The 24138-nt window shown below is 70.4% G+C and carries 24 protein-coding genes; 11 read left to right on the top strand and 13 right to left on the bottom strand.

Translation table 11 applies throughout. The annotated features are described in order from the left end of the window. Positions 1-25 precede the first annotated feature (25 nt). Positions 26-1141 carry a family 2 encapsulin nanocompartment cargo protein polyprenyl transferase gene (locus ACFYXC_RS09140; RefSeq protein ID WP_389548754.1) on the top strand — a complete coding sequence of 372 codons (1116 nt, stop codon included), beginning with the start codon at positions 26-28 and terminating at the stop codon, positions 1139-1141. A gap of 129 nt (positions 1142-1270) precedes the next feature. Here ACFYXC_RS09140 and ACFYXC_RS09135 read toward each other — a convergent pair whose 3' ends face one another. After that, a complete protein-coding gene (locus tag ACFYXC_RS09135; protein WP_389548751.1) occupies positions 1271-1867 on the bottom strand; it encodes a TetR/AcrR family transcriptional regulator in 597 nt (198 codons plus the stop codon). Between the two features lie 119 nt (positions 1868-1986). Here ACFYXC_RS09135 and ACFYXC_RS09130 point away from each other — a divergent pair, with 119 nt between their 5' ends. The 4 genes from ACFYXC_RS09130 (at position 1987) to ACFYXC_RS09115 (ending at position 4703) form a co-directional block, all read left to right on the top strand. Then, entirely contained in the window at positions 1987-2571 is a 585-nt protein-coding gene (locus tag ACFYXC_RS09130) for a dihydrofolate reductase family protein (protein WP_389548748.1), read from the top strand. Between the two features lie 55 nt (positions 2572-2626). Then, positions 2627-2890 carry a hypothetical protein gene (locus ACFYXC_RS09125; RefSeq protein WP_389548745.1) on the top strand — a complete coding sequence of 88 codons (264 nt, stop codon included), beginning with the start codon at positions 2627-2629 and terminating at the stop codon, positions 2888-2890. Between the two features lie 131 nt (positions 2891-3021). Further along, positions 3022-3435, top strand: a complete 414-nt coding sequence (locus ACFYXC_RS09120) for a YciI family protein (protein WP_389548742.1) — start codon at positions 3022-3024, stop codon at positions 3433-3435. Next, positions 3432-4703 (top strand): RNA polymerase sigma factor, encoded by a 1272-nt coding sequence (locus ACFYXC_RS09115; protein ID WP_389548739.1) that lies wholly within the window; start codon positions 3432-3434, stop codon positions 4701-4703. Before ACFYXC_RS09120 ends, ACFYXC_RS09115 begins: the two co-directional genes overlap by 4 nt. Positions 4704-4803: 100 nt before the next feature. Here the strand turns inward: ACFYXC_RS09115 and ACFYXC_RS09110 are convergent, their stop codons facing one another. From ACFYXC_RS09110 to sodN, 4 genes are all read right to left on the bottom strand, one after another. Further along, a complete protein-coding gene (locus ACFYXC_RS09110; protein ID WP_389548736.1) occupies positions 4804-5217 on the bottom strand; it encodes a VOC family protein in 414 nt (137 codons plus the stop codon). Between the two features lie 4 nt (positions 5218-5221). After that, positions 5222-5635, bottom strand: a complete 414-nt coding sequence (locus ACFYXC_RS09105; RefSeq protein WP_389548732.1) for a helix-turn-helix transcriptional regulator — start codon at positions 5633-5635, stop codon at positions 5222-5224. A 103-nt stretch (positions 5636-5738) separates the two neighbouring features. Continuing rightward, positions 5739-6497: an ANTAR domain-containing protein gene (locus ACFYXC_RS09100; RefSeq protein ID WP_389548729.1), complete on the bottom strand. Its 759-nt coding sequence runs from the start codon at positions 6495-6497 to the stop codon at positions 5739-5741. 635 nt (positions 6498-7132) lie between these two features. Next, a complete protein-coding gene (gene sodN, locus ACFYXC_RS09095) occupies positions 7133-7528 on the bottom strand; it encodes a superoxide dismutase, Ni (protein ID WP_030790542.1) in 396 nt (131 codons plus the stop codon). Positions 7529-7673: 145 nt separating this feature from the next. Here sodN and sodX point away from each other — a divergent pair, with 145 nt between their 5' ends. Beyond that, positions 7674-8108 (top strand): nickel-type superoxide dismutase maturation protease, encoded by a 435-nt coding sequence (sodX, locus tag ACFYXC_RS09090; protein ID WP_389549969.1) that lies wholly within the window; start codon positions 7674-7676, stop codon positions 8106-8108. On the opposite strand, the gene ACFYXC_RS09085 is transcribed toward sodX, so the two are convergent. Next, a complete protein-coding gene (locus tag ACFYXC_RS09085; protein WP_388912493.1) occupies positions 8012-8641 on the bottom strand; it encodes a CGNR zinc finger domain-containing protein in 630 nt (209 codons plus the stop codon). The genes sodX and ACFYXC_RS09085 overlap by 97 nt on opposite strands. Before the next feature lie 111 nt (positions 8642-8752). Between ACFYXC_RS09085 and ACFYXC_RS09080 the strand changes: the two genes are divergently transcribed. After that, positions 8753-9511 (top strand): class I SAM-dependent methyltransferase, encoded by a 759-nt coding sequence (locus tag ACFYXC_RS09080; RefSeq protein ID WP_388912496.1) that lies wholly within the window; start codon positions 8753-8755, stop codon positions 9509-9511. A 134-nt stretch (positions 9512-9645) separates the two neighbouring features. Here ACFYXC_RS09080 and ACFYXC_RS09075 read toward each other — a convergent pair whose 3' ends face one another. The 3 genes from ACFYXC_RS09075 to ACFYXC_RS09065 are packed head-to-tail and all read right to left on the bottom strand — an operon-like array spanning position 9646 to position 12397. Continuing rightward, the gene (locus ACFYXC_RS09075; RefSeq protein ID WP_388912499.1) at positions 9646-10455 is read right to left on the bottom strand and encodes an amino acid ABC transporter ATP-binding protein; all 810 of its coding nucleotides are present in this window, start codon (positions 10453-10455) and stop codon (positions 9646-9648) included. After that, complete coding sequence (locus ACFYXC_RS09070) at positions 10452-11396, bottom strand: amino acid ABC transporter permease (protein WP_388912502.1); 945 nt, start codon at positions 11394-11396, stop codon at positions 10452-10454. Before ACFYXC_RS09070 ends, ACFYXC_RS09075 begins: the two co-directional genes overlap by 4 nt. Positions 11397-11428: 32 nt before the next feature. Further along, positions 11429-12397, bottom strand: coding sequence for an ABC transporter substrate-binding protein (locus ACFYXC_RS09065; protein WP_388912505.1), 969 nt, complete (start codon positions 12395-12397; stop codon positions 11429-11431). Between the two features lie 653 nt (positions 12398-13050). Here ACFYXC_RS09065 and ACFYXC_RS09060 point away from each other — a divergent pair. The 4 genes from ACFYXC_RS09060 to ACFYXC_RS09045 all read left to right on the top strand — a co-directional run bounded on the left by ACFYXC_RS09060 (position 13051) and on the right by ACFYXC_RS09045 (position 16651). Then, positions 13051-14274, top strand: coding sequence for an NADP-dependent malic enzyme (locus ACFYXC_RS09060; protein ID WP_389548722.1), 1224 nt, complete (start codon positions 13051-13053; stop codon positions 14272-14274). A gap of 401 nt (positions 14275-14675) precedes the next feature. Next, positions 14676-15641 carry a zinc-binding dehydrogenase gene (locus ACFYXC_RS09055; protein WP_389548719.1) on the top strand — a complete coding sequence of 322 codons (966 nt, stop codon included), beginning with the start codon at positions 14676-14678 and terminating at the stop codon, positions 15639-15641. A gap of 114 nt (positions 15642-15755) precedes the next feature. Next, positions 15756-15965, top strand: a complete 210-nt coding sequence (locus tag ACFYXC_RS09050) for a helix-turn-helix domain-containing protein (RefSeq protein ID WP_107021356.1) — start codon at positions 15756-15758, stop codon at positions 15963-15965. Further along, positions 15965-16651: a Clp protease N-terminal domain-containing protein gene (locus ACFYXC_RS09045; protein ID WP_389548715.1), complete on the top strand. Its 687-nt coding sequence runs from the start codon at positions 15965-15967 to the stop codon at positions 16649-16651. The genes ACFYXC_RS09050 and ACFYXC_RS09045 overlap by 1 nt, the downstream gene beginning before the upstream one ends. Before the next feature lie 258 nt (positions 16652-16909). Here the strand turns inward: ACFYXC_RS09045 and ACFYXC_RS09040 are convergent, their stop codons facing one another. The 4 genes from ACFYXC_RS09040 to ACFYXC_RS09025 all read right to left on the bottom strand — a co-directional run bounded on the left by ACFYXC_RS09040 (position 16910) and on the right by ACFYXC_RS09025 (position 24114). Further along, positions 16910-18031 (bottom strand): helix-turn-helix transcriptional regulator, encoded by a 1122-nt coding sequence (locus tag ACFYXC_RS09040; protein WP_389548712.1) that lies wholly within the window; start codon positions 18029-18031, stop codon positions 16910-16912. A gap of 1 nt (position 18032) precedes the next feature. Next, a complete protein-coding gene (locus ACFYXC_RS09035; protein WP_389548709.1) occupies positions 18033-19172 on the bottom strand; it encodes a DUF4097 domain-containing protein in 1140 nt (379 codons plus the stop codon). A 746-nt stretch (positions 19173-19918) separates the two neighbouring features. Then, on the bottom strand, positions 19919-20104 hold the full coding sequence (locus ACFYXC_RS09030) for a DUF6104 family protein (RefSeq protein ID WP_388912521.1): 186 nt from the start codon (positions 20102-20104) through the stop codon (positions 19919-19921). A gap of 152 nt (positions 20105-20256) precedes the next feature. Next, positions 20257-24114 (bottom strand): multifunctional oxoglutarate decarboxylase/oxoglutarate dehydrogenase thiamine pyrophosphate-binding subunit/dihydrolipoyllysine-residue succinyltransferase subunit, encoded by a 3858-nt coding sequence (locus ACFYXC_RS09025; RefSeq protein ID WP_389548705.1) that lies wholly within the window; start codon positions 24112-24114, stop codon positions 20257-20259. Positions 24115-24138 lie beyond the last annotated feature (24 nt).

Below are 24138 nucleotides of genomic sequence, written 5' to 3'. Positions count from 1 at the left end.
TCCGCGCACCCTTCGAGACGGACCCATGGGTGAGTTCATGACCGAGACGCAGCAGAACCCGTCGCCGGCGGTCGAAGAGCCCCCGCACCAGGGGCCGGCACCCGTCGGGCAGGAGGGCCCGCCCGACGGGCAGGAAGCGGCCGTGATCCTCGAAGAGGCCCGGATCTCGGTCGATCCCGAACTGCGCCGGGCCGTCGCATCGCTGCCCGACTCGATGCGGCGGGTCGTCCGCTACCACTTCGGGTGGGAGCACGCGGACGGCACCCCGGCGGCGGGGAACGCGGGCAAGGCCATCCGGCCCGCGCTCGTACTGACCGCGGCCGAGGCACTCGGCGGGCAGCGGACGACGGCCGTGCGGGCCGCCGCCGCGGTGGAGCTGGTGCACAACTTCACATTGCTGCACGACGACGTGATGGACCGGGACACCACCCGCAGACACCGGCCCACCGCGTGGACCGTGTTCGGGGACGCCGACGCGGTCCTCGCGGGGGACTCCCTGCAGGCCCTGGCCCACCGGCTGCTCGCCGACGATCCGCATCCGGCCTCCTCCGCGGCGGCCGCGCGGCTGGCGGACTGTGTCGTCGAGCTCTGCGCGGGGCAGCACACGGACACCGAGATGGAACGCCGTGGTCCCGACGACATCACGCTCGACGAGGTGCTCGCCATGGCCGAGGCCAAGACGGGCGCGCTGCTGGGGTGCGCGTGCGCACTGGGGGCGCTGTACGCGGGCGCCGACATCACGGACGTCGAGGCGCTCGACGCGTTCGGACGCGAGGCGGGGCTCGCCTTCCAGTTCATCGACGACGTCATCGGCATCTGGGGGGATCCGCGGTGCACCGGCAAACCGGCCGGGGCGGATCTCATGGCCCGCAAGAAGTCCCTGCCCGTGGTGGCCGCGCTCGCCTCCGGCACGCCGGCCGGGGCCGAGCTCGCCGAGTTGTACCGGGTTCCCTACCGGGACGGTGACCTGGAGCGCACGGTCCTCGCCGTCGAGCGGGCGGGCGGCCGGGACTGGGCACAGCTCCAGGCCGCGGACCGGATGGCGCGGGCGCTGGACCACCTGTGCCGTGCGGTGCCCGATCCGGAGGCGGCGGGGGGTCTGCTGTCACTGGCGGAGTTCGTGACGCGCCGCAGTACGTGAGGGGGGGCGAGGCCGGGGCCTGTGGGGCGCGAGGTGGGGGCGGCGGGCTGGGGGTGGGCGCGGGAGGGTGGGGGCTTGTCGCGCAGTTCCCCGCGCCCCTTATGGGGCGCCTGAGGCGCGGCCCCTGGCTCAGGGTTTGGGGGGTGGCACGATGGTTGTGACGATGCGTTCCACCAGGTCGGTCGGTACCGTCACGTTCGGTAGGACGCCGTCGAGTACGCCCGGCAGGGTCAGGTGTTCGAGGATCAGGCCCAGCATGGCCACGTAGAGGATCGTCACGGTCTCGTCGCCGCCGGGGAGGCCCGCGCTGCGGTGGAACTCCATGCCCTGTTCGAGGTCGGCACGGATGGTTTTTGTGTACGAGGCCCGCAGTTCGGGGCGGCGGGTGGCCTCCAGGCGCATCTCGAAGAGGGCGAGGTAGCCCGTGCGGTCCCGTTGGGCGCGGGCCATGAGGTCGTGCATGAAGGCCGTGATGAGGCGGCGGTCCCTCGGGGCTTTCAGGAGCTCGGCCATGACCTCCGGGTCGGGGGCGAGCCGTTCGTGCAGGCGCGCGTCGATCTGCCGGAGCAGGTCGTCGCGGCCGGTGAAGTAGTTAGAGGCGGTGCCCACCGGCACCCCGGCGGCACCGTCCACCGCGCGGAAGGTCAGCCCGCGGGCCCCCTCGCGGGCCAGTACCTCCACGCCGGCGTCGACCAGGGCGGCCCGGCGCCGCGGGTTGCTCGCCATCCGGAAACCTCTCTCCCACTTGAAGCCCGTACCGAAGATCTCCGGCAATCACCTTGCAACCACTACAACTGAAGCACTATGAATGGAGTGGTTCACCCAGCCTACGGAAAGAGACCGGCTTGCGAAAGCTCACCTATTTCATCGCCTGCTCGATCGACGGCTTCATCGGCGGTCCGGACGGCGACGCGGCGGCGATGGTCCGGTTCGTGGACGAGGAGTTCCTCGAGTTCCTCAAGACCGAGTATCCGGAGACGATGCCCACCCACGGCCGCAGCGCCATGGGCTTCGACGACCTGGAGAACCAGAAGTACGACACGATCGTCCAGGGCCGCGCCAGCTACGACCTGGCGCTGGACGCGGGCGTCACCAGCCCGTACGCCCACCTGCGTGAGTACGTCGCCTCGCGCACGCTGAAGGAGTCGCCGGACCCGAACGTCGAGATCGTCGCCGACGACCTGGTCGGCAAGGTCCGTGAACTCAAGGCGGAGGACGGCGACCTCGGTGTCTACCTGTGCGGCGGTGCGCAGATCGCCGGAGAGCTGATCGACGAGGTCGACGAACTCGTCATCAAGACGTACCCCATCGTGCTGGGCAGCGGCATGCCGATGTTCGGCTCCGGGTTCGCGGTCACCGAGTTCACGCTCGGCGAGGTGCGCACGTTCAAGAACGGGGCGGTCGTGCGGACGTACACCAGGAAGCGCTGATTCCGAGGCCGCCGCTCGCCTGTCGGCCCGGCTCGTCCCGCAATATCCTGGGCTCATGACCAGCTATGAGTCCCTCTGTCCGGTCTGCAAGCAGTCCGTCGACACGGTCGTGCGTCGGCACAAGACCCTGGGTGTCTTCGTGCCCGTGTGGGGCCCCGGCCCCTGCCGAAACTCCCGGTGCGCGAGCTACGAGGCCGGGGAGGAACCGGAGAGGCCCGAGGCCGAACCGGCCCTCACGGCCGCCGAGGCGGAGCCCGTGCTCCTGACCGAGCCGGGGCCGCCGGACGAACCCCGGGCGCGTACGGAGCGGGACATCTGAACCCGGGCTCCCGGTCCCGGGGATTCCCCCGGAAAGAAAATCCGCCGCGTGTGTAGAGAACCGCGGCCCCGCTCCGACGTCCCCTGTGAGAGCCGCCCGGCACGGGCGGTCCGAACCGAAGGAGCGGACCCATGAAGTACCTCGTGATGATCCAGGGCACCCAGGCGGACTACGAGGCGCAGGGCGGCAAGGGCTCCGCCGACGCGCCCGCCTGGAGCGAGCAGGACATCCAGGCCATGTACGCGCACATGAGCGCGATCAACGACGACCTCGCCGAGACCGGTGAGATCGTCGACGGCAACGGCCTGGCGGAGCCGGCCAAGGCCCGGCACGTCGAGCTGGGCGCGGACGGAAAGCCCGTGATCACCGACGGGCCCTACGGCGAGACCAAGGAGGTGCTCGCCGGCTACTGGGTCCTGGACTGCGCCAACGTGGAGCGGGTCACGGAGATCGCCGCGCGGATCCTGCAGTGCCCCGGCCCGGAGGGCACGAAGCAGTTCCCGGTGGTCATCCGGCCCATCCTCGACGGCGGCGGCGACGTGTGAGCCGTACGCCCGGCCGCCCGCCGGGGCGTACGCACGAGATCGAGGGCCTGCTGCGCCGGCACGCGCCGCAGGTCCTCGGCGCGCTCGTACGGCGGTACGGGCACTTCGACTCCGCCGAGGACGCCGTACAGGAGGCGCTGCTCGCCGCCGCCGACCAGTGGCCCGGGAGCGGCGTGCCGGACAACCCGCGCGGCTGGCTGATCAAGGTCGCCTCGCGGCGGCTCACGGACGTGCTGCGCAGCGAGGAGGCCCGGCGGCTGAGAGAGGAACGGGTGGTGGCACTCGCCCCGCGGGACGCGTTCACGGCACCGCCGCCGGGGCTCGACCGCGCCCCGTCCGAGGACGACACGCTCACGCTGCTCTTCCTCTGCTGCCACCCCGACCTCAGCCCGCCCGCGCGGATCGCCCTCACACTCCGCGCGGTGGGCGGTCTGACCACCGCCGAGATCGCCCGCGCGCACCTGGTCCCCGAGGCGACGATGGCGCAGCGGATCAGCCGGGCCAAGCAGAAGGTCGCGGGTGTGAGCTTCGGGCGTCCCGAGAACTGGGAGGCACGGTTGCCGGCGGTCCTGCACGTCCTGTACCTGATCTTCAACGAGGGGTACACGGCCACGTCAGGGGCGGCGCTCCAGCGGGCCGAACTGGCGGGCGAGGCCATCCGGTTGACCCGCAGGGCGCATCGACTGCTGCCCCACACCCAGGAGGTGACCGGTCTGCTCGCGCTGATGCTGCTCACCGACGCCCGGCGGGCCGCACGGACCGGTCCGCGCGGCGAGCTGATACCCCTCGACGAACAGGACCGGACGCTGTGGGACAAGGCGGCGATCGAGGAGGGCGTGGCGTTGGTGACGCATGCCCTGACCCGACGACGGGTGGGCCCGTTCACGGGGCCCGGCCCCTACCAGCTGAGGGCCGCGATCGCCGCCGTCCATGACGAGGCCGCCTCGCCCGACGACACCGACTGGCGGCAGATCCTCGGCCTCTACGACATGCTGGTGCGGCTCGTGCCCGGTCCGGTCGAGCGGCTCAATCGCGCGGTGGCCGTCGCGATGGTGCACGGTCCGGGGGCGGGACTCGCCGAACTGGCCCCCCTGGAGCCCGACCTGGCGACGGGCCACCGCCTCGACGCGGTCCGCGCCCACCTGCTGGAACGCGCCGGTGACACCGAAGCCGCGCGCGCCGCCTACGAGTCGGCGGCCGGCAGGACCCTCAGCCTCCCGGAACAGCACTACCTCCGGGCCCGCGCCGCCCGCCTGCGGTCGTCCTAGGCCGTCTCCTATGGGTCAGCCCTGATCCGCGGCGCCCGGGTTGATCCAGAAAAAGCGTCTGGTACGCGAGCCATGCCGGGCCCGGGCCCGGACCTCGGTCTCACGCCTTGCGCTGGGTGAAGCGCAGCAGGTTGCCCGCAGGGTCGCGGACCGCGCAGTCGCGGACTCCGTACGGCTGGTCCATCGGTTCCTGGAGGATGTCGGCCTCCGCGGCGAGCAGCCGCTCGTAGGTCGCGTCGCAGTCCTCCGTGGTGAAGATGACGCCCCGGAGCAGCCCCTTGGCCAGCAGTTCGGCCACGGCCTGCCGGTCCGCCGCCGCGGCGTTCGGATCCGCGAGGGGCGGCTCCAGGACGATCTCCACGTCCGGCTGGAGCGGCGGCCCGACGGTGACCCAGCGCATGCCCTCGAAACCGACGTCTTTACGGACCTCCAGGCCGAGCACGTCACGGTAGAAGGCGAGCGCCCGGTCGTGGTCGTCGACCGAGATGAAGCACTGCGCGATTTTCAGGTCCATGGCTTCACGCTAGAGGCTTCACCGCGGCACGGCGCACCGGTCGCGTGTACAGCTTCGCCACGCACGCCGGGATCGCCGCCCCCGGCTCGTGCGACCGCCCCCGGTACGCGCTCGGGGTCTCTCCGACCAGCTCCGTGAAGCGGGAGCTGAACGAACCGAGCGACGTGCATCCCACCGCGAAGCAGACCTCCGTGACGCTCAGGTCGCCGCGCCTGAGGAGGGCCTTCGCGCGCTCGATGCGGCGCGTCATCAGATAGCCGTACGGAGTCTCGCCGAAGGCCGCCCGGAAGCTGCGCTGGAAGTGGCCGGGGGACATCAGCGCGGTGCGCGCGAGCATGGGCACGTCCAGCGGCTCGGCGTACTCACGGTCCATCCGGTCGCGTGCCCTGCGCAGTCGGACCAAGTCCTCCGTGGTCATGCCCTCAGCATCCCACGGCCCACTGACAACGCCCTCGGGTCCGTCGGCCGGCCCGACGCCGGCGGGCCGGAGGTCAGCGCGTCGGAGGTCAGCGCGTCGGAGGTCAGCGGGCCGGGCGCGGACGGGGGAACGGCGGACTGTCGGCGGGCCTGGCGACGATCAGGGCCGCCAGGTCGGCGAGCTTCATACGGTGCGTACGGGCATGGCAGCGCAGGCGGTGGAACGCCTCCTGGAGGTCGCAGTCGAAGCGTTCGACCAGGATGCCCTTCGCCTGCTCAATGATGATGCGGCTGTTCAAGGCGTTCTGCAGCTGTTCGCCCCGCACCAGCGCCGCGCGCAGCATGTCGCGGTGAGCCAGCCCGACGGCCGTGGCGTCGGCCAGCAGCCGGGCCCACCGCAGGTCCGACGCCGCCAGCCCGCCCCGCTGGTGATACAGGTCCAGCGCGCCCAGCGCCCGGCCCTGGTGGATCAGGGGCAGCGCCGTGACGGCTGTGAAACCCTCGCCCAGGGCGCGGCCGGTGAAACGGGGCCAGCGGGTCCGGCTGTGCGGGTGGGTCAGCGGGACGTCGGCCAGGGACTTCCTGCCGCGCGCGCTGTCCAGGCAGGGCCCCTCCCGTAACTCGGCCTGGAGGTCCTCCAGGCGCCGGGTCCGGTCGTCGGAGGCGGCCATGTGGCAGGGGACTCCGGCCGGATCGTGGAGGCTGCAGGCGGCCGCCTCCACGCCGGGCACGAGGGCCGCGACCCGTGTGAGCCGGCGCAGCAGACGTTCCTCGTCCTCGCCGTGGGCCGGTGCGTCGACAAGGACGAGGAGGTTCGCAGCCACTTCCTGCGCCCTGGAGGGGTCGAGCGGTTCGCTGTTCATCACGTGTGTCCTGACGGGCTGGGTGGAGGCCGAGCCGGAACGACGGCCCCGGTTGCCCGGCGGTTCGGTCCCGGGCCGGTGTCCGTTCCACCTGACAGCCAAGCACAAAGCGCCATGGCGCCACTACCGTGAGTCGAGGTCGGTGGTATCTTCCGGCCGCGCCCGTGGCGCACACACGTGCGGAGCACGAGTCGGCCTCGGGACCGGTCCCGAGCAGGCTCTGGACCGGTTGCGGGCGCACGCGTTCTCGCGGGGGCGCACGGTCACGGAGGTGGCGCGGGAGGTCGTCCCCCGCACGCTGCGTCTGCGGCCCGCGGACGACGATCGGCCGAAGGGCCGCGGTCGGTCCGGAGACGAAGGAACCGGTGAGCGGTCATGACCCGAGAAGAACAACTCGCCGGGGCGTTCGTCGGTCCGGCCGGCACCGTCGGCGTCATGACGGCCACCGGCCGCGGTGCTCGCCACCCTGCCGTGCGGGCGGCTCCTCCGGCCCCTCGCAGCGCCGGACATGGGAACGACCGCACCCGGACCGCTCGGGACGCCGGATTCGGCGGCCCGCGGACCGGGTGCGGTCGAAGAGGCGCTGCGACCGCGGAAGAAGCAAGAGATCGCAGACAGAAAACCGTGACGCGAGGTCAGGCCTTCTTCGTCTCCCAGAAGATCTTGTCGATCTGGGCGATGTAGTCCAGAGCCTTCTGGCCCGTGGCCGGGTCGGTCGAAGCCTTCGCGGCCGAGAGGGCCTTGAGGGCGTCGTTGACCAACTGGTGCAGCTCCGGGTACTTCTCGAAGTGCGGGGGCTTGAAGTAGTCGCTCCACAGCACCGAGACGTGGTGCTTGGCGAGCTCGGCGCGCTGCTCCTTGATGACGGTGGCGCGGGCCTGGAAGTGCGCGTCGTCGTTGGCGGCCATCTTCTCCTGGACGGCCTTCACCGACTCCGCCTCGATGCGGGCCTGGGCAGGGTCGTACACACCGCAGGGCAGGTCACAGTGAGCGCTGACCTTCACCTTGGGGGCAAACAGGCGGGAAAGCATGGAGCTGTCCTTCCTCGTGATCGTCTTCTCAGGTGGGACATTACTCCGTGAGGGACGGGTTTTCGCGAGTGCCCCCATGGGCTTAGGACAAAAGTCCGGGGTCAGACTGAGACTCGTGGAGGATAGGACCGGGGAGGTGCCGGGGATGCCGGAGCTGTCGCAGGAGACCGAGCACGAGAGGGGCGTCCTGCCCTTCGGAACCGCCGAGGTGACGGGGCCTTCCATGGTGCCCACGCTGCGGCACGGGGATCGCCTCGTCGTGCAGTACGGGGCCAGGGTCAGGCCCGGTGACGTCGTCGTCCTGCGCCATCCGTTCCAGCAGGACCTGCTGGTCGTCAAGCGGGCGGCGGAGCGGCGCGAGGGCGGCTGGTGGGTGCTCGGCGACAACGCGTACGCCGGCGGGGACAGCACCGACTACGGAACCGTGCCCGAGGAACTCGTCCTGGGGAAGGTGCGGTTCCGGTACCGGCCGCCGGTGAAGGGTCAGCGCTCGCCGTTCGCGTTCGCCCGCTGGGTGCTGTCCGCCGCCCGGCCGGTGCTGTCCGACCGGTCGGCCTCCAGGCGTTTCCGGGCGCGGTAGGCGGCGACGTTCGCCCGGGTCGCGCAGCGGTCCGAGCAGTAGCGCCGGGAGCGGTTGGTCGAGGTGTCGAGGTAGGCGTTGCGGCACGGCGCGGCCTCGCACAGGCCGAGACGGTCCACCCCGTACTCGGTGAGGTGGAAGGCCAGGCCCATCGCGGCGATCGCGGCGTACCCGGCGGTCGCGTTCGAGGGGTGGTCCGCCAGGTGCATGTGCCACAGCGGGAGCCCGTTGTCGTCCCGGAAGTCGTGGCCCGAGATCTGCGGGCTGACCGGGAACTCCAGCAACAGGGAGTTCAGCAGGTCCACGGCGAGCGTCTCGTCGCCGCCGTCCGCGGCCTCGAAGACCGCGCGCAGCCGGGCCCGTACGCCGCGGAAGCGGGTCACGTCCGAGTCGTTCGCGCGGCGGGCCGCCGACGCGTTGCCCGCGAAGAGGTCACGGATGGCCTCGACCGAGGTGAGCGCGTCCTTGCCCCGGGCCGGCTCCTCGCTGTTGACGAGACGGACGGCGTAATCCGAGTAATAGGCCAGTTCCACTTGTAGTCCTTACGAGGGCGCTCTATGGTCGTGGTGTGGACGTGTAATGGCTAATGGTGCTTCCAGGGTATTACATGACGGGTGTCGCACGATGGAGGAAAAGGGGTTCTCATGACGACCACTCTCGGGTCCGACTGGCACGCGTGGCAGGAGAGCTGGGACCGGCAGCAGGAGTGCTACCTCCCCGACCGTGAGGAGCGCTTCCGGGTCATGCTCGACATGGTCGAGGCACTGGTGGGCCCCGAACCGCGCGTCCTGGACCTCGCGTGCGGTACGGGAAGTATCACGGCCCGGCTCCTCGAAAGGTTCCCGAAGGCGGTCAGTACCGGTGTCGATCTGGATCCGGCGCTGCTGACCATCGCCGAGGGCACGTTCGCCGGTGACGAACGGGTCGCGTTCGTCACCGCCGACCTCAAGGACCCCGACTGGCCCGCCCTGCTGCCGTACGACTCCTACGACGCCGTCCTCACCGCGACCGCGCTCCACTGGCTGCACCGCGAACCCCTGACGGTCCTCTACGGCCAGGTCGCCGGACTCGTCCGGGACGGCGGGGTGTTCATGAACGCGGACCACATGGTCGACGAGGCGACTCCGCGGATCAACGCGGCGGACCGGGTGCGGCGGCACGCCCGTTTGGACGAGGCGAAGGCCGCGGGCGCGCTGGACTGGGCCGAGTGGTGGCAGCTCGCGGCGGCCGATCCGGTGCTCGCGGAGCCGACGGCGCGGCGGTTCGAGATCTACGGGGAGCACGCGGACGGGGACACTCCGCCCGCCGAGTGGCATGCGCGCACCCTTCGGGAGGCCGGGTTCGCCGAGGCCCGGCCGGTCTGGCGCTCGCCGTCCGACGCGCTGGTCCTGGCCCTCAAGTAACGGCCAGTTCCTCGCCCCCGCCGCCCCTTCCCGTCCCGGCCCCGGGGGCTGCGCCCCCGGACCCCCGTTGCGCAGTTCCCCGCGCCCCTAGGTACCTCTAGGGGCGCGGGGAACGACCCGGCCATCGCCGGAGGCTAGAGCACCTTTGACAGGAACGACTGCGTCCGCTCGTGCTGCGGGTTCGTCAGCACGTCACGAGGGTGGCCGGACTCGACCACCACACCCTCGTCCATGAAGACCAGCGAATCGCCGACCTCCCGGGCGAAGCCCATCTCGTGGGTGACGACGACCATCGTCATGCCCGACTCGGCGAGGTCCCGCATGACGTCCAGGACGTCACCGACCAGCTCGGGGTCGAGCGCGGACGTCGGCTCGTCGAACAGCATCAGCTTCGGCTCCATCGCCAGCGCCCGCGCGATGGCGACCCGCTGCTGCTGCCCGCCGGACAGCTGCGACGGATAGTTGCCCGCCTTGTCGGCGAGACCCACCCGGTCGAGAAGCTGCCCGGCCCGCTCGCGCGCCTGGGACCTGCTCACACCCTTGACCTGCACCGGCGCCTCCATGACGTTCTCCAGCGCCGTCATGTGCGGGAACAGGTTGAAGCGCTGGAACACCATGCCGATGTCCCGCCGCTTCAGCGCGACCTCGCTGTCCTTGAGCTCGTACAGCTTGTCGCCCTTCTGGCGGTAGCCGACCAGCTCCCCGTCCACGTACAGCCGCCCGGCGTTGACCTTCTCCAGGTGGTTGATGCACCGCAGGAAAGTCGACTTGCCGGAGCCGGACGGGCCGATCAGACAGAAGACCTCACTCGGCTTCACCTCCAGGTCGATGCCCTTGAGGACCTCGACCGGGCCGAACGACTTGTGGACGCCCTCGGCCCTGACCATCGGCGTACCCGAGTCCCTCGGCGTACCGGAGTCCACCTTCGTCACGTTGGCGGTCATGCGGTCGCTCCTCCGCCCTTGCGGTTCGACAGGGACAGCAGGTTCGCCCTGATCTTCTGGAACGGGGTGGCCGGCAGCGCGCGGCTCGAACCCCGGGCGTAGTACCGCTCGATGTAGTACTGCCCGACGCTTAGCACCGAGGTCAGGACCAGGTACCAGGCGGCGGCCAGGAAGTACATCTCCACCGGTGCGCCCGAGGACTGCCCGATGTCCTGCGCGTACCGGAACAGTTCGGCGAACTGCACCACCGACACCAGTGAGGTCGTCTTGAGCATGTTGATGACCTCGTTGCCCGTGGGGGGCACGATCACACGCATCGCCTGGGGGATCACGATCCGCCGCAGGGTCTTGCCGTGGCTCATGCCCAGGGCGTGCGAAGCCTCGGTCTGGCCCTCGTCGACCGACAGCAGGCCCGCGCGGCAGATCTCCGCCATGTACGCGGCCTCGTTCAGACCGAGCCCGAGGAGCGCCGTCAGCAACGGCGTCATGAAGCTCGACCAGTAGTCCTTGTAGATCGGACCGAGGTTGATGTACTCGAAGACCAGGCCCAGGTTGAACCAGACGACGAGCTGCACCAGCACCGGGGTGCCCCGGAAGAACCAGATGTAGAACCACGCGATCGACGAGGTCACCGGGTTGCGGGACAGGCGCATCACCGCGAGGAGGATGCCGCCCGCGATGCCGATCACCATCGACAGGACGGTGAGGAGCATCGTCTGGCCGACGCCCTTGAGGATCCGGTCGTCGAAGAAGTAGTCCGGTACGGCACCCCAGTTGATCTTGCCCTGGGCGAACGCGTAGATGATCGATACGAAGATCGCGATCGCTACGACGGCCGAGACGTACCGCCCGTAGTGACGGACCGGGATGGCCTTGATGGCCTCCGGTCCGCCCGGGGGAGTGCTCTCGGGGCCGGCCGTCTTGTCGATGTCAACAGTCACGGATGTTGCCTTTCAGTGCCGCTGCTGCGCGGTCACTTGCCGCCGTTGATGGTGGCTTCCTTGACGGCGCCGGCCTCGACGCCCCACTTCGCGATGATCTTGTCGTACTCGCCGTTCTCGATGATCGCGTCGAGCGCGGCCTGCAGGGCGTCCCGCAGCTCGGTGTTCGACTTGGCGACCGCGATGCCGTACGGGGCGGCCTCGACCTGCTCGCCGACGACCTCGAAGTCCTTGCCGCCGCCGGAGGTCTTCGCCGCGTACGCCGCGACCGGGAAGTCCGAGGAACCGGCGTCGGCGCCGCCGGCGCGCAGCCGGGTCTGGGCCTGCTGGTCGTTGTCGAACGCCTCGATGGAGAGCTTCTTGCCCGCCGGACACTTCTTCGCCTGCGCCTTGGCCAGGTCGTTGGAGACCGTGTTGCGCTGCACCACGACCTTCTTGCCGCAGAGGTCGTCCCAGGTCTTGATGCCCTGGTCGGCGCCCTGCTTCGTGTAGATCGAGACGCCCGCGGTGAAGTAGTCGATGAAGTCGACGCCCTCGCCGACCTTCTTGCCGGTGTCGGCGTCGACGCCCTCCTGGCGGTCCTTGGTGTCCGTCATCGCCGACATCGCGATGTCGTACCGCTTGGAGCGCAGGCCGGTCAGCAGGGTGTCGAACGTGCCGTTCTCGAACTCGAACTTCACGCCGAGCTGCTTGCCCATCGCGTCCGCGAGGTCGGGGTCGATGCCGACCGTCTTGCCGGAGTCGTCCTTGAACTCGACCGGCGCGTACGCGATGTCCGAGCCGACCTTGATGACGCCCTTGTCGCGGACGGCCTTGGGCAGCTTGTCGGCCAGCGGCGCGGCGCTGGAGTCCGCGCTGTCCGAGCTGCCGCTGTCGCTGCCCTTGTCCTTGGTCTGGTCACCGCAGCCGGTGAGCAGCAGGGCGCCTGCGACCGCGATCGCACCGACCGCGGCTATCCGGGACTGCGCGGGGGTCGTACGACGGGTGGAGCGTGCGGTCATGGTGGGTTCCTCCGGCGGGTGGGTGGAGTTGCCGATGGGCCGGCAGTAGCCGATGGGTCGACGAGAACACACACCTTCGGGTGTCGCGACCTCGTGTGATTAGGGCATCTTGCCATTCGGACTCGGCCCTTCAGGGTGCCCGCCATGTCAAAATCGGATAACGGGTGACCCCCGAACCGGACCCGGACGGTCCGACCCGAACGGACCTTGTGCGGAAATCCTCCGGAAGAGCCGGAAGATCTACGGTGAACGCCGCGATTCAAGCGAGCGCTTTCGGGCATTTGGGGTGGATCGCTGCTTAGGGGCCCATAAGTGGCTGAGCGCACTTTTTCGACCCATTCGACCATGAGTCATGTCACCGGTATGTGACCTACGCACTCCGGAATACGACCTGGGGCCCACCGGTGCGTGAACTCCGGCTGCCCGCGTGTGAGCTTCGCTCCATCGACTCGTCTGCGGTGCGGTCCGTCCGGTAAGAAGGTTCCTTACACCCCTCATCCGGGGCTCAGGGCGCGTGTGCGGCGTGCCCGTCGCGCGTGTTCCGTCCTCAGCGGTCATCAGGACACAACAGTCGTCAGGGATGCGCGCGGTGCCCGCCCGCTCCTCACCCGGAGTGGACCCTCAACCATTAAAGACTTAAGGGGTAAAACAAAGTGGCAGCGGAGATCGTCAATCCTCGCAGCGACAGCAGTACGGATCAGGACGGCGGGGCCGAGCCCCTCGATTCCTTCGACCCGGCGTTCGCGCTGCACCGTGGCGGCAAGATGGCCGTGCAGGCCACCGTGCCCGTCCGTGACAAGGACGACCTGTCCCTGGCGTACACGCCCGGCGTCGCGAAGGTCTGCACGGCCATCGCGGAGCAGCCGGAACTCGTCCACGACTACACGTGGAAGTCGTCCGTGGTCGCCGTCGTGACGGACGGGACCGCCGTGCTCGGGCTCGGTGACATCGGGCCCGAGGCGTCGCTCCCCGTCATGGAGGGCAAGGCGATCCTGTTCAAGCAGTTCGGCGGGGTCGACGCCGTGCCGCTCGCGCTGGGCTGCACGGGTGTCGACGAGATCGTCGAGACCGTCGTGCGGCTCGCGCCGTCCTTCGGCGGCGTGAACCTGGAGGACATCTCGGCGCCGCGGTGCTTCGAGATCGAACGTCAGTTGCAGGAGCGGCTGGACATTCCCGTCTTCCACGACGACCAGCACGGGACGGCCGTCGTCACCCTTGCGGCCCTGCGGAACGCCGCGCGGCTCACCGGGCGCTCGCTCGGGCAGCTGCGGGCCGTCATCTCGGGCGCGGGCGCGGCCGGGGTGGCCATCGCCAAGTTCTTGCTGGAGGCGGGGCTCGGGGATGTCGCCGTCGCGGACCGCAAGGGGATCGTGTCGGTCGACCGGGACGACCTGACCCCGGTCAAGCGGGAACTCGCCGTCATGACCAACAAGGCGGGGCTGTCCGGCTCACTGGAGTCCGCGCTCGCCGGGGCGGACGTCTTCATCGGCGTGTCCGGCGGTACGGTGCCGGAGCCGGCCGTGGCTTCCATGGCCGAGGGTGCGTTCGTGTTCGCCATGGCGAACCCCGATCCCGAGGTGCACCCGGATGTCGCGCACAAGTACGCGGCGGTCGTCGCCACGGGGCGGTCGGACTATCCGAACCAGATCAACAACGTGCTGGCGTTCCCCGGGATCTTCGCGGGGGCGCTGCAGGTGCGGGCCTCCCGGATCACCGAGGGGATGAAGATCGCGGCGGCTGAGGCGTTGGCTTCTGTCGTCGGGGACGACCTTGCCGCGGACTATGTGATTCCGTCGCCGTTCGACGAGCGGGTTGCTCCCGCGGTGACCGCGGCGGTTGCTGCGGCGGCTCGGGCTGAGGGGGTTGCTCGGCGGTAGCCCTCGCGGCTGCCGCCGCCGCGGCTGGGCTGTGGCTTTGCGGTGTGTGGTTCGGGTCCCGTCCTGGTGGGCGGGGCCCGAACCTGTTGGTGAGGGGTTCGGCCAGGTGGGTGGGGGGTTGTGTTGGGCGTTTGGTGCGGGTGCGTCGTGGCTGATCGCGCAGTTCCCCGCGCCCCTGGGTGGGTGGGGCGTGGTGTTGGTGGTGAGGTGCGGGTGTGTCGGGGTTGGGCGCGCAGTTCCTCGCGCCCCTGGGTGGGTGGGGCGTGGTGTTGGTGGTGTGGTGCGGGTGTGTCGTGGTCGATCGCGCAGTTCCTCGCGCCCCTGAGGTGGGGGAGCGTGGGGGACTTGTGTCACAGCGGGGGGTGGTTCCGTTGGGGGTGGGTGCCGCCTAGGGTCGGGGCATGTTCGCTGCCTATGCCGCACGTATCGACCGTGACCAGCCCTTGAACGGTATCGAGTTGGGTGAGCGCCCCGCCCCCGAGTCCCGCCCCGGCTGGACGACCGTGAACGTCAGAGCCGCCTCCCTGAACCACCACGACCTCTGGTCGCTGCGCGGCGTCGGCCTCGCCGAGGACAAGCTGCCGATGATCCTCGGCTGCGACGCGGCCGGCATCGACGAGGACGGCAACGAGGTCGTCCTGCACTCCGTCATCGGGCAGACCGGACACGGCGTCGGACCGAAGGAGCCGCGTTCCATCCTCACCGAGCGGTACCAGGGAACCTTCGCCGAGCAGGTCTCCGTGCCGACGTGGAACGTCCTGCCCAAACCCGCCGACCTCTCCTTCGAAGAGGCCGCCTGCCTGCCCACCGCCTGGCTGACGGCGTACCGCATGCTCTTCACCAACGCCGGTGTGCGTCCTGGTGACTCGGTTCTCGTCCAGGGCGCCGGTGGCGGTGTCGCCACCGCCGCGATCGCGCTCGGCAAGGCCGCGGGGCTACGGGTCTTCGCCACCAGCCGGGACGAGGCGAAACGCAAACGTGCCCTCGAACTGGGTGCCGTCGAAGCCCTGGAGGCCGGGGCCCGGCTGCCCCAGCGCGTGGACGCGGTCATCGAGACGGTCGGCGCCGCCACCTGGTCCCACTCGGTCAGGTCCCTCAAGCCGGGTGGCACCCTGGTGATCTCGGGTGCCACCAGCGGCGACCGCCCCTCGCACGCCGAGCTGACCCGCATCTTCTTCCTCGAACTCAAGGTCGTCGGCTCCACCATGGGCACCAAGGACGAACTCGAGGACCTGCTGTCCTTCTGCGCCGCCACCGGCGTCCGCCCCGTCATCGACGAGGTTCTCCCGCTGGACCGGGCCCCCGAGGGCTTCGCACGGATGGAGTCCGGCGAACTCTTCGGCAAGGTCGTTCTGACCGCTCCCTGATCGCCTCGAACCGGCTGCTCCTGGCCGTCCCTGAGCCGCCCTTCAAGTGCCTCGCACACCCCGGCGTGTCAACTGCGGTTGACATGCCGGAGTGTGTCAATCTACGTTGACATCATGACCGAAGCAACGGATCTCGCCGAGCGCGCGGGCGACCGCGATCCGCGGATCGGGCTGCGGGCCGTCACCGCTTTGCGGCGGCTGCTGGAGCAGCTCGAAGCGGTGCAGGTGCGCAGTGCGCGCAATCAGGGTTGGTCGTGGCAGGAGATCGCCGCGGAACTGGGTGTCAGCAGGCAGGCCGTGCACAAGAAGTACGGGAGGCAGTGATGTTCGAACGGTTCACCAAGGACGCCCGCGCCGTGGTCCTCGGCGCGGTCGGCCACGCCGAGCGGCTGGACGCGCAGACGGTCGAGGAACAGCACGTCCTGCTGGCCCTCCTCGACCGTGAGGCGAGCCGCGGGTCGTTCGCCCTGACGTCGCTGGGGCTCGGCGGACGCCGGGCCTCCGTCGAACGGGCCCTCGCCGAGGCGCGCCGTCGCGGCGGCCTCTCCCGCGCCGACACCGACGCGCTCTCGGGGCTGGGCATCGACGTCGCGGCCATCGTCTCGCGCGTCGAAGAGGCCCACGGCGAGGGTGCCCTGGAGGCCGCCAAGGGCGGGGGCGGGAGCCGGAGCGGGAGCGCAGGAAAGGGAGAGGGCGACGGCAGCGGCGACGACGGAAGCGTCGGCAAGGGGAACGGCAAGGAGCACGGCAAGAGTGGTGGACGGGGGCGCGGGTGGTGGGCCGCGTTCGTCGGCGGGCACCGTCCCTTCGCCCAAGGGGCCAAGGATCTCCTCACGGAGTCGCTGCGCATCGCCCTCGCCCATCAGGACCGGCACATCGGCGACGAGCATCTCCTTCTCGCCCTCACCGCCCGCCCTGGCGTTCCTGCGGAGGTCCTGGCCGACCACGGGGTGACCTACGCGTCCCTGCGGCGCGTGCTGTACGGCGGGGGAGAAGCGAAGGCGGGCTGAGGGGGGTCGCCTGCCGGGCCGCCGCCTGCCGGGCCGCCGCCTGCCGGGCCGCCGCCTGCCGGGCCGTCGGCTGCCGGGGCCGCCGACAGGGCGACCCGCCGACTCGCCGTCCGGGCGTCCCGGCGTCCCGCCGATCGGGCGGCCGTAGGCGGAACGGTTGCCGTACCGGCTCCGGCCGCCCGGGGCCCTCGGGCCGCCTTGTGGGGGCGTCGGGACCGCCGAGCGGTGGCACCCGCCCGGTGGCCGGCCGGGTGCCGCTCAGCCCTTGGGTGTTCGCAGCACCGCCCCTATGTGTGCGGCCGCCGACGACAGGTGGCGGCGGGCCTCGCGCAGCTGGTCCTCCGTCACCCCGTGGTCGCGGGCCGCGTCGCGGATGTCGTCGCGGAAGCGGTCCAGCAGGCGGTCGAGGTCCCGGGCGGGAGCGCCCGTGGAGTCCTCATGGGCCCAGGACGGCTCGTAGTCGGCCGGGAAGTCCTCAGGGGTGTCCGAGTGGTCGGGCCCCTTCGTCCACTGGCCGGTGGCGGCTCCCGCATTGCTGCCGGCTGCCGTTCCGGGTGCGGGTTCGGGTCCGGATCCCGTTCCGGGGCGGCCGAAGCCGAAGTCCTTTCCGAAGTCCTTGCCGAAATCGCCGAACTCCTTGGCGAGTTCCGTCAGGCCCTCCCGGACGCCCGTCGGCCAGTCGCCCCGGGTGAAGTGGTCCTGCACCTGGTCCTGGACACGCTTGGCGATCCGCTGCAGCTCTTCCTGCGCCTGAACCCGGACCCGCTCCTGCGCCTCCTTGGCCTGGTGCCGGGCCCGCTGGGCCTCCTCGCGGGCCCGTCGGCTCTCGTCCTTGGCACGCCGGGCCTGCTCCTTCCACTCCTGCTTGACGCGGCGCATCTCCTCCTTGGCGAGGCGCCACGCCTCTTTGTCACCGCCGAGATGGTCCGTGGAATCTCCGTGGCCGCTCTCGCTGCCACCGTGTCCCCTGGCGCCGGCCCCGGCCGAACCACGCTGCGCCTCGCTCGCCGCCGCCCGCATCTCACGGCGCAGGTCGCCCGCGGCACCTCGCACATCGGCACGGATCTCCGCGGCGAGCTCGGCGACCGACTCGCGGATCTCCAGCTCCAGGTCGGCGAGTTCGCCGCTGCGGTCGGCCAGCTCGGCGCGGCCTGCGTCCGTGATCGCGTACACCTTCCGGCCGCCCTCGGTGGTGTGGGTGACCAGGCCCTCGGCCTCCAGCTTGGCCAGCCGGGGGTAGACGGTGCCTGCGGACGGCGCGTACAGCCCCTGGAAGCGCTCCTCCAAAAGCCGTATCACCTCGTAACCGTGGCGTGGTGCTTCGTCGAGAAGCTTCAGCAGGTAGAGCCGCAGGCGGCCATGGGCAAAGACGGGAGCCATGTCAGAGCCCCTTCTGGTGGGTCGGGCCGTCGGGTGATCCGTCGGTCGCGTCGGGCGCGGGGTGCTGCGTGGGGAGGGGGGATTCGGCGCCAGCGGCACCGTCTGGCAGCGTGTCCTTCGGCACCGTGTCCTTCGGTAGCGTGGTCTTCGGCACCGCGTCCTCAGGAACCGCGTCCTCAGGAGTCGCGCTGATGTCGTCTGCGGGCCTGGGCTCGGGCGTCGGCTCGGACTCGAAGCCGGTCCCCGATGTGTCAGGAACCGTGTCCCTCGGTCCCTCCTCTCCGACGTCCGTCTCCTTCTCGAAATCCGCCTCCCCGTCCCAGGGTTCGTCCTCCGCCGGGGGCCTTCGCAGCAGCGCGATCGAACCGGAGACGGTGGTCGCCCTCAAGCGGCCGTTCCCCGCGCCGAGCCTGCCGGTGATCTTCTTGGCACCCCATTGGCCACTCACCCGCAGGTCCTCGAAGGCACTGGAGACGGTGCCGCTCGCCGAGTCGACCTCGACCTCCGCGTCGGCCGGATGCGGCAGGCGGACGGCGATCTCCCCCGAGATGCTGGTCAAGCTGATGTCACCGGCCCGGCCCGCCGGATCGAGGTCGACGATCACCGAGCCGCTGACCGACTCCACCCGCACGGAGGGGCTGGAGCCCTCGATGACGGTCAGGTCGCCGGAGACGGAGTTGAGCCGGAGGTCGCCGGTGAGGGCCTGGGCCTCCACGTTCCCCGACACGGTGTCCGCGCGGACCGGGCCTGAGAGCCCCACCAGCGTGGTGTCGCCCGAGACGCCCCTGACGACCGCCCGCCCTTCGACGCCGGAGACCATGGCGGTGGCGCCTACCACGCCCACCTCGACGCGGGTGCGTGCCGGTACGGCCAGGGAGACCTCCGCGCTGCGGAGCCAGCCCTTGCGGTCGAGCCACTTGAGGAAGCCCTTCCAGGGCAGGTCCTCGTAGGCGACCGTGAGGACGCCGTCCTCCTGGGTCACCATCAGGGGCGGTCCCTCTATCGAGGTCACTTCGAGACGGGCGGAACCCTCGTCGACGCCCACGACGTTCACCGTTCCGTTGGCGATGCGCACGTGGAGAGTCTTGACCGGTTCGTCGAACGTGAGCTTCTTCGGCTCTGCGACGGACCACTCGGACATGGTGCGGACCTCCTCGGCAGGGGTGGGACACGACACGCCATATCGCGTCTTCCTCTGGACACGATATATCGCGGATCTGGGAAGTCAAGGCACTCGTTCTGGTGATCCGGGTGATGTGTGCGGGGTCGAAAAGGGCATGGCTGGGGCCCTGTCGGTCCATGAGCTGAGCGTTCTTGTCCGCCCGACGTCTGTCCGTCGTGTCGGGAAAGGCGGTTGTCGCCCCCGCCGCCCCTTCCCTTCCCGTCCCTGGGGGCTGCGCCCCCAGACCCCCCTGTCGCGCTCCGCGCTCGTCCTCAGACGCCGGACGGGCTGGAGTGTGGTGGGACGGGCTCGTCCTCAGACGCCGGACGGGCTGGAGTGTGGTGGGACGGGCTCGTCCTCAGTCGCCGGGCGGGCTGGAGTGTGGTGGGACGGGCTCGTCCTCAGTCGCCGGGCGGGCTGGAGTGCCGTCGGACGGGCTCGTCCGCTGCTCGACCTCGTCTGCCGGACCGGCTCAAAGGGGCGCCCGCCTCGCCCAGGAATGGGCGCCCTCGGCACCAGGGACCCAGCGCACTCACCGAATCGCCCTCCCCGGAACCGGCGCCCCCGAGGGGAGACCTCAGCGTGGCCGGTACCGGACGCCGAAACTCGCGGCCCCGGACCCCGGACCCCGGACCCCGGGTCCTCGGAAGCCAACCCGGCTCCCGCCCTGGCCCCCGGAAGCGCACCCTGCCTCCCCACCCAGCGGCCCCCCGGAAGGGAACCCCCTACTCCTCCCCCTCCTCCTCGTCGTCCAGGCGGGCCAGCCAGGTTGCCAGGCGTTCTACCGGGATCTCGAAGTCCGGGTTGAGGTCCACGAATGTTCGCAGTTGTTCGGCCAGCCACTCGAAAGTGACCTCTTCCTGGCCGCGTCGCTTCTCAAGTTCCTCGATGCCGCGGTCGGTGAAGTACATGGTGGTTGCTCTCCTGCGTGCGTACCCGGTGGTTCTGCTGCTCCGCACAGCCTACGAAACCCGGACGTGGGGGACGTGGGGGGCGGGAACGCCGGAGGGCCCGGTCCGCGACAGTCGTCGCGAACCGGGCCCTCCCGTCGTACCGGTGCGGGTCAGGCGTCGAACACCTCGCGCACGAGCTGTTCCTGCTCCGCCTGGTGCCGCTTGGCCGAGCCCACCGCCGGGGACGAGCTCGCCGGGCGGGAGATGCGGCGCAGGCGCTCCCCGTGGGGGACGTCCGCGCCGACCGCCAGGTCCAGGTGGTCGATGAGGTTCAGGGCGATGAACGGCCACGCGCCCTGGTTCGCCGGCTCCTCCTGTGCCCACAGGTATTTCTCGGCGTTCGGGTACTTGGCGATCTCCGCCTGGAGCTCCGCACCCGGGAGGGGGTAGAGGCGCTCGATGCGGATGACGGCCGTGTCCGTGATGCCGCGCTTCTTCCGCTCACCGTCGAGGTCGTAGTAGACCTTGCCCGCCGTGAAGACGACCTTCTTGACGGCCGCCGGGTCCACGGAGTCGTCGCCGATGACCGGGCGGAAGCCGCCCGTGGTGAACTCCTCCGCCTTCGACGCGGCAGCCTTCAGGCGGAGCATCGACTTCGGGGTGAAGACCACCAGCGGCTTGTGGTGCGGGTTGTGCACCTGCCACCGCAGGAGGTGGAAGTAGTTCGACGGCAGCGTCGGCATGGCGACCGTCATGTTGTTCTGGGCGCACATCTGGAGGAAGCGCTCCGGGCGGGCGGACGAGTGGTCCGGGCCCTGGCCCTCGTAGCCGTGCGGGAGGAGGAGGGTGACGCCGGAGGTCTGGCCCCACTTCTGCTCCGCCGACGAGATGAACTCGTCCACCACCGTCTGGGCGCCGTTGACGAAGTCGCCGAACTGCGCCTCCCACAGCACGAGGGACTCGGGACGCGCCAGCGAGTAGCCGTACTCGAAGCCCATCGCCGCGTACTCGGACAGCAGCGAGTCGTAGCAGTTGTAGCGGGCCTGCTCCTCGGAGAGGTACTGGAGCGGCGTGAAGTCCTCGCCGGTCTCCCGGTCGATCAGCACCGCGTGGCGCTGGCCGAACGTGCCGCGACGGGAGTCCTGGCCCGAGAGGCGCACCGGGGTGCCCTCCAGGAGCAGGGAGCCGATCGCGAGCGTCTCGCCCATGCCCCAGTCGATCGTGCCGTCCTCGACCATCGACGCGCGGCGCTGCAGCTGGGGCAGCAGACGCGGGTGGACGGTGACGCGCTCGGGGATGTTGACCTGGGACTCGGCGATCCGCTTGACGACCTCCTGGGAGACCGCTGTGGTGACCGCCACCGGGAACTCCGGCTTCACGTCCGGGGCGTGGGACTCGCCCGGCGCCGACGCCGCCTCGCGGACCTCCGTGAAGACCTTCTCCAGCTGGCCCTGGTAGTCCTGCAGCGCCTGCTCGGCCTCCTCCAGCGTGATGTCGCCCCGGCCGATCAGCGACTCGGTGTAGAGCTTGCGCACCGAGCGCTTCTTGTCGATCAGGTCGTACATCAGCGGCTGGGTGAACGCCGGGTTGTCGGACTCGTTGTGACCGCGGCGGCGGTAGCAGATGAGGTCGATCACGACGTCCTTGTTGAACGCCTGACGGAACTCGAAGGCCAGCCGCGCGACGCGGACGACGGCCTCGGGGTCGTCGCCGTTCACGTGGAAGATCGGCGCCTCGATCATGCGGGCCACGTCCGTGGCGTACATGGAGGAGCGCGAGGACTCCGGGGCCGCGGTGAAGCCGACCTGGTTGTTGATGACCACGTGGACCGTGCCGCCGGTGCGGTAGCCCCGCAGCTGTGACATGTTCAGGGTCTCGGCCACGACACCCTGGCCCGCGAAAGCCGCGTCACCGTGCAGGGCGACCGGCAGGACGGTGAAGTCCGTACCGCCCTTGTTGATGATGTCCTGCTTGGCGCGGGCGATGCCCTCCAGGATCGGGTCGACCGCCTCCAGGTGCGAGGGGTTGGCGGCCAGCGAGACCTTGATCTGCTCGCCGTCCAGGCCGGTGAAGGTGCCCTCGGCGCCCAGGTGGTACTTGACGTCGCCGGAGCCGTGCATCGACTTCGGGTCGAGGTTGCCCTCGAACTCCCGGAAGATCTGCGCGTACGACTTGCCGACGATGTTCGCGAGGACGTTCAGGCGGCCGCGGTGGGCCATACCGATGACGACCTCGTCCAGGCGCGACTCGGCGGCGGAGTCGATCACCGCGTCGAGCAGCGGGATGACGGACTCGCCGCCCTCCAGGGAGAAGCGCTTCTGGCCGACGTACTTCGTCTGCAGGAAGGTCTCGAACGCTTCCGCCGCGTTCAGCCGGCGCAGGATGCGCAGCTGCTCCTCACGCTCCGGCTTGCTGTGCGGGCGCTCGATGCGGTCCTGGATCCACCTGCGCTGCTTCGGGTCCTGGATGTGCATGAACTCGACGCCGGTGGTGCGGCAGTACGAGTCGCGCAGCACGCCGAGGATGTCGCGCAGCTTCATCAGGGACTTGCCCGCGAAACCGCCGACCGCGAACTCGCGCTCCAGGTCCCACAGGGTGAGCCCGTGCTCGGTGATGTCCAGGTCGGGGTGCTTGCGCTGCTTGTACTCCAGCGGGTCGGTGTCGGCCATGACGTGGCCGCGCACCCGGTAGGAGTGGATCAGCTCGAAGACCCGGGCGGCCTTGGTGACGTCGTCGTCGTGCGAGACGTCGATGTCCTTGAGCCAGCGGACCGGCTCGTACGGGATCCGCAGGGCCTCGAAGATCTCGTCGTAGAAGCCGTTCTCGCCGAGCAGGTAGTTCGCGACGACGCGCAGGAACTCGCCGGACGCGGCGCCCTGGATGACCCGGTGGTCGTAGGTCGACGTGAGCGTCATGACCTTCGAGATGCCGAGCTTGTTCAGGGTGTCCTGGGAGGTGCCCTGGAACTCCGCCGGGTAGTCCATCGAGCCGACGCCCATGATGACCGACTGGCCGGGCATCAGGCGGGGGACCGAGTGGACGGTGCCGAGGCCGCCCGGGTTGGTCAGGGAGACCGTGACACCCGAGAAGTCGTCCATCGTCAGCTTGCCGTCACGGGCCCGGCGGACGATGTCCTCGTATGCCTGCCAGAACTCGAAGAAGTTCAGCGTCTCGGCCTTCTTGATGCCCGCGACGACCAGCTGGCGGTCGCCGTTGGGCTTCACCAGGTCGATGGCGAGGCCGAAGTTGACGTGCTCCGGCTTGACCAGGGTCGGCTTGCCGTCCTTCTCCACGAAGGAGTAGTTCATCGACGGCATGGCCTTGATGGCCTGCACCATCGCGTAGCCGATGAGGTGGGTGAAGGAGATCTTCCCGCCCCGGGCACGCTTCAGGTGGTTGTTGATGACGATGCGGTTGTCGAAGAGCAGCTTCACCGGGACCGCGCGCACGGACGTGGCCGTGGGGACCTCGATGGAGGCGTTCATGTTCTTCGCGACCGCGGCGCTCGGACCGCGCAGCGTCACGTACTCGGGGCCTTCGGCGGACTCCGCGGCGGGTGCGGCCTTGGCCGCGGCCGGCTTGGCCGCTGCGGGCTTCGCCGGGGCGGCGGCCGGCGCCGATGCCTGTGCCGGAGTCTGCGCCTTGGCCGGTGCGGCAGCCGCGGGCTTCGCGGCGGCCGGCGCGGCCTGGGCAGGAGCAGCAGCCTTGGCAGGGGTGGCCTGAGCCTGTGCCGCGGGCGCGGCCGGAGCGGCCTCGGCCGCCGGAGCGGCCTTCTGTGGCGCCGGGGCGGCGTTGGTCCCCGCGGCCCCCGCGGCCGTGGTGCCCGCCTGCGGCGAGGCGGTCGCGCCGCCCGGCTTGTAGTCGGCGAAGAAGTCCCACCAGGCTCGGTCTACCGAATTCGGGTCCTGGAGGTACTGCTGATAGATCTCATCGACGAGCCACTCGTTGGGACCGAACGCCGCAGCGGGGTTCTTCCCGGCTTGGTCGTCGGTCGAGATGCTCGAGTTACTGGGGGACTGTGGCGACACGGCGGCAACCGCCCTCTTCCGCTT

This window comes from Streptomyces sp. NPDC002701 (assembly GCF_042889045.1).
In the GTDB taxonomy this organism is placed as follows: domain Bacteria; phylum Actinomycetota; class Actinomycetes; order Streptomycetales; family Streptomycetaceae; genus Streptomyces.
The sequence above is the reverse complement of the archived record's forward strand: the minus strand, read 5'-3'. Positions and strand labels throughout refer to the sequence as shown.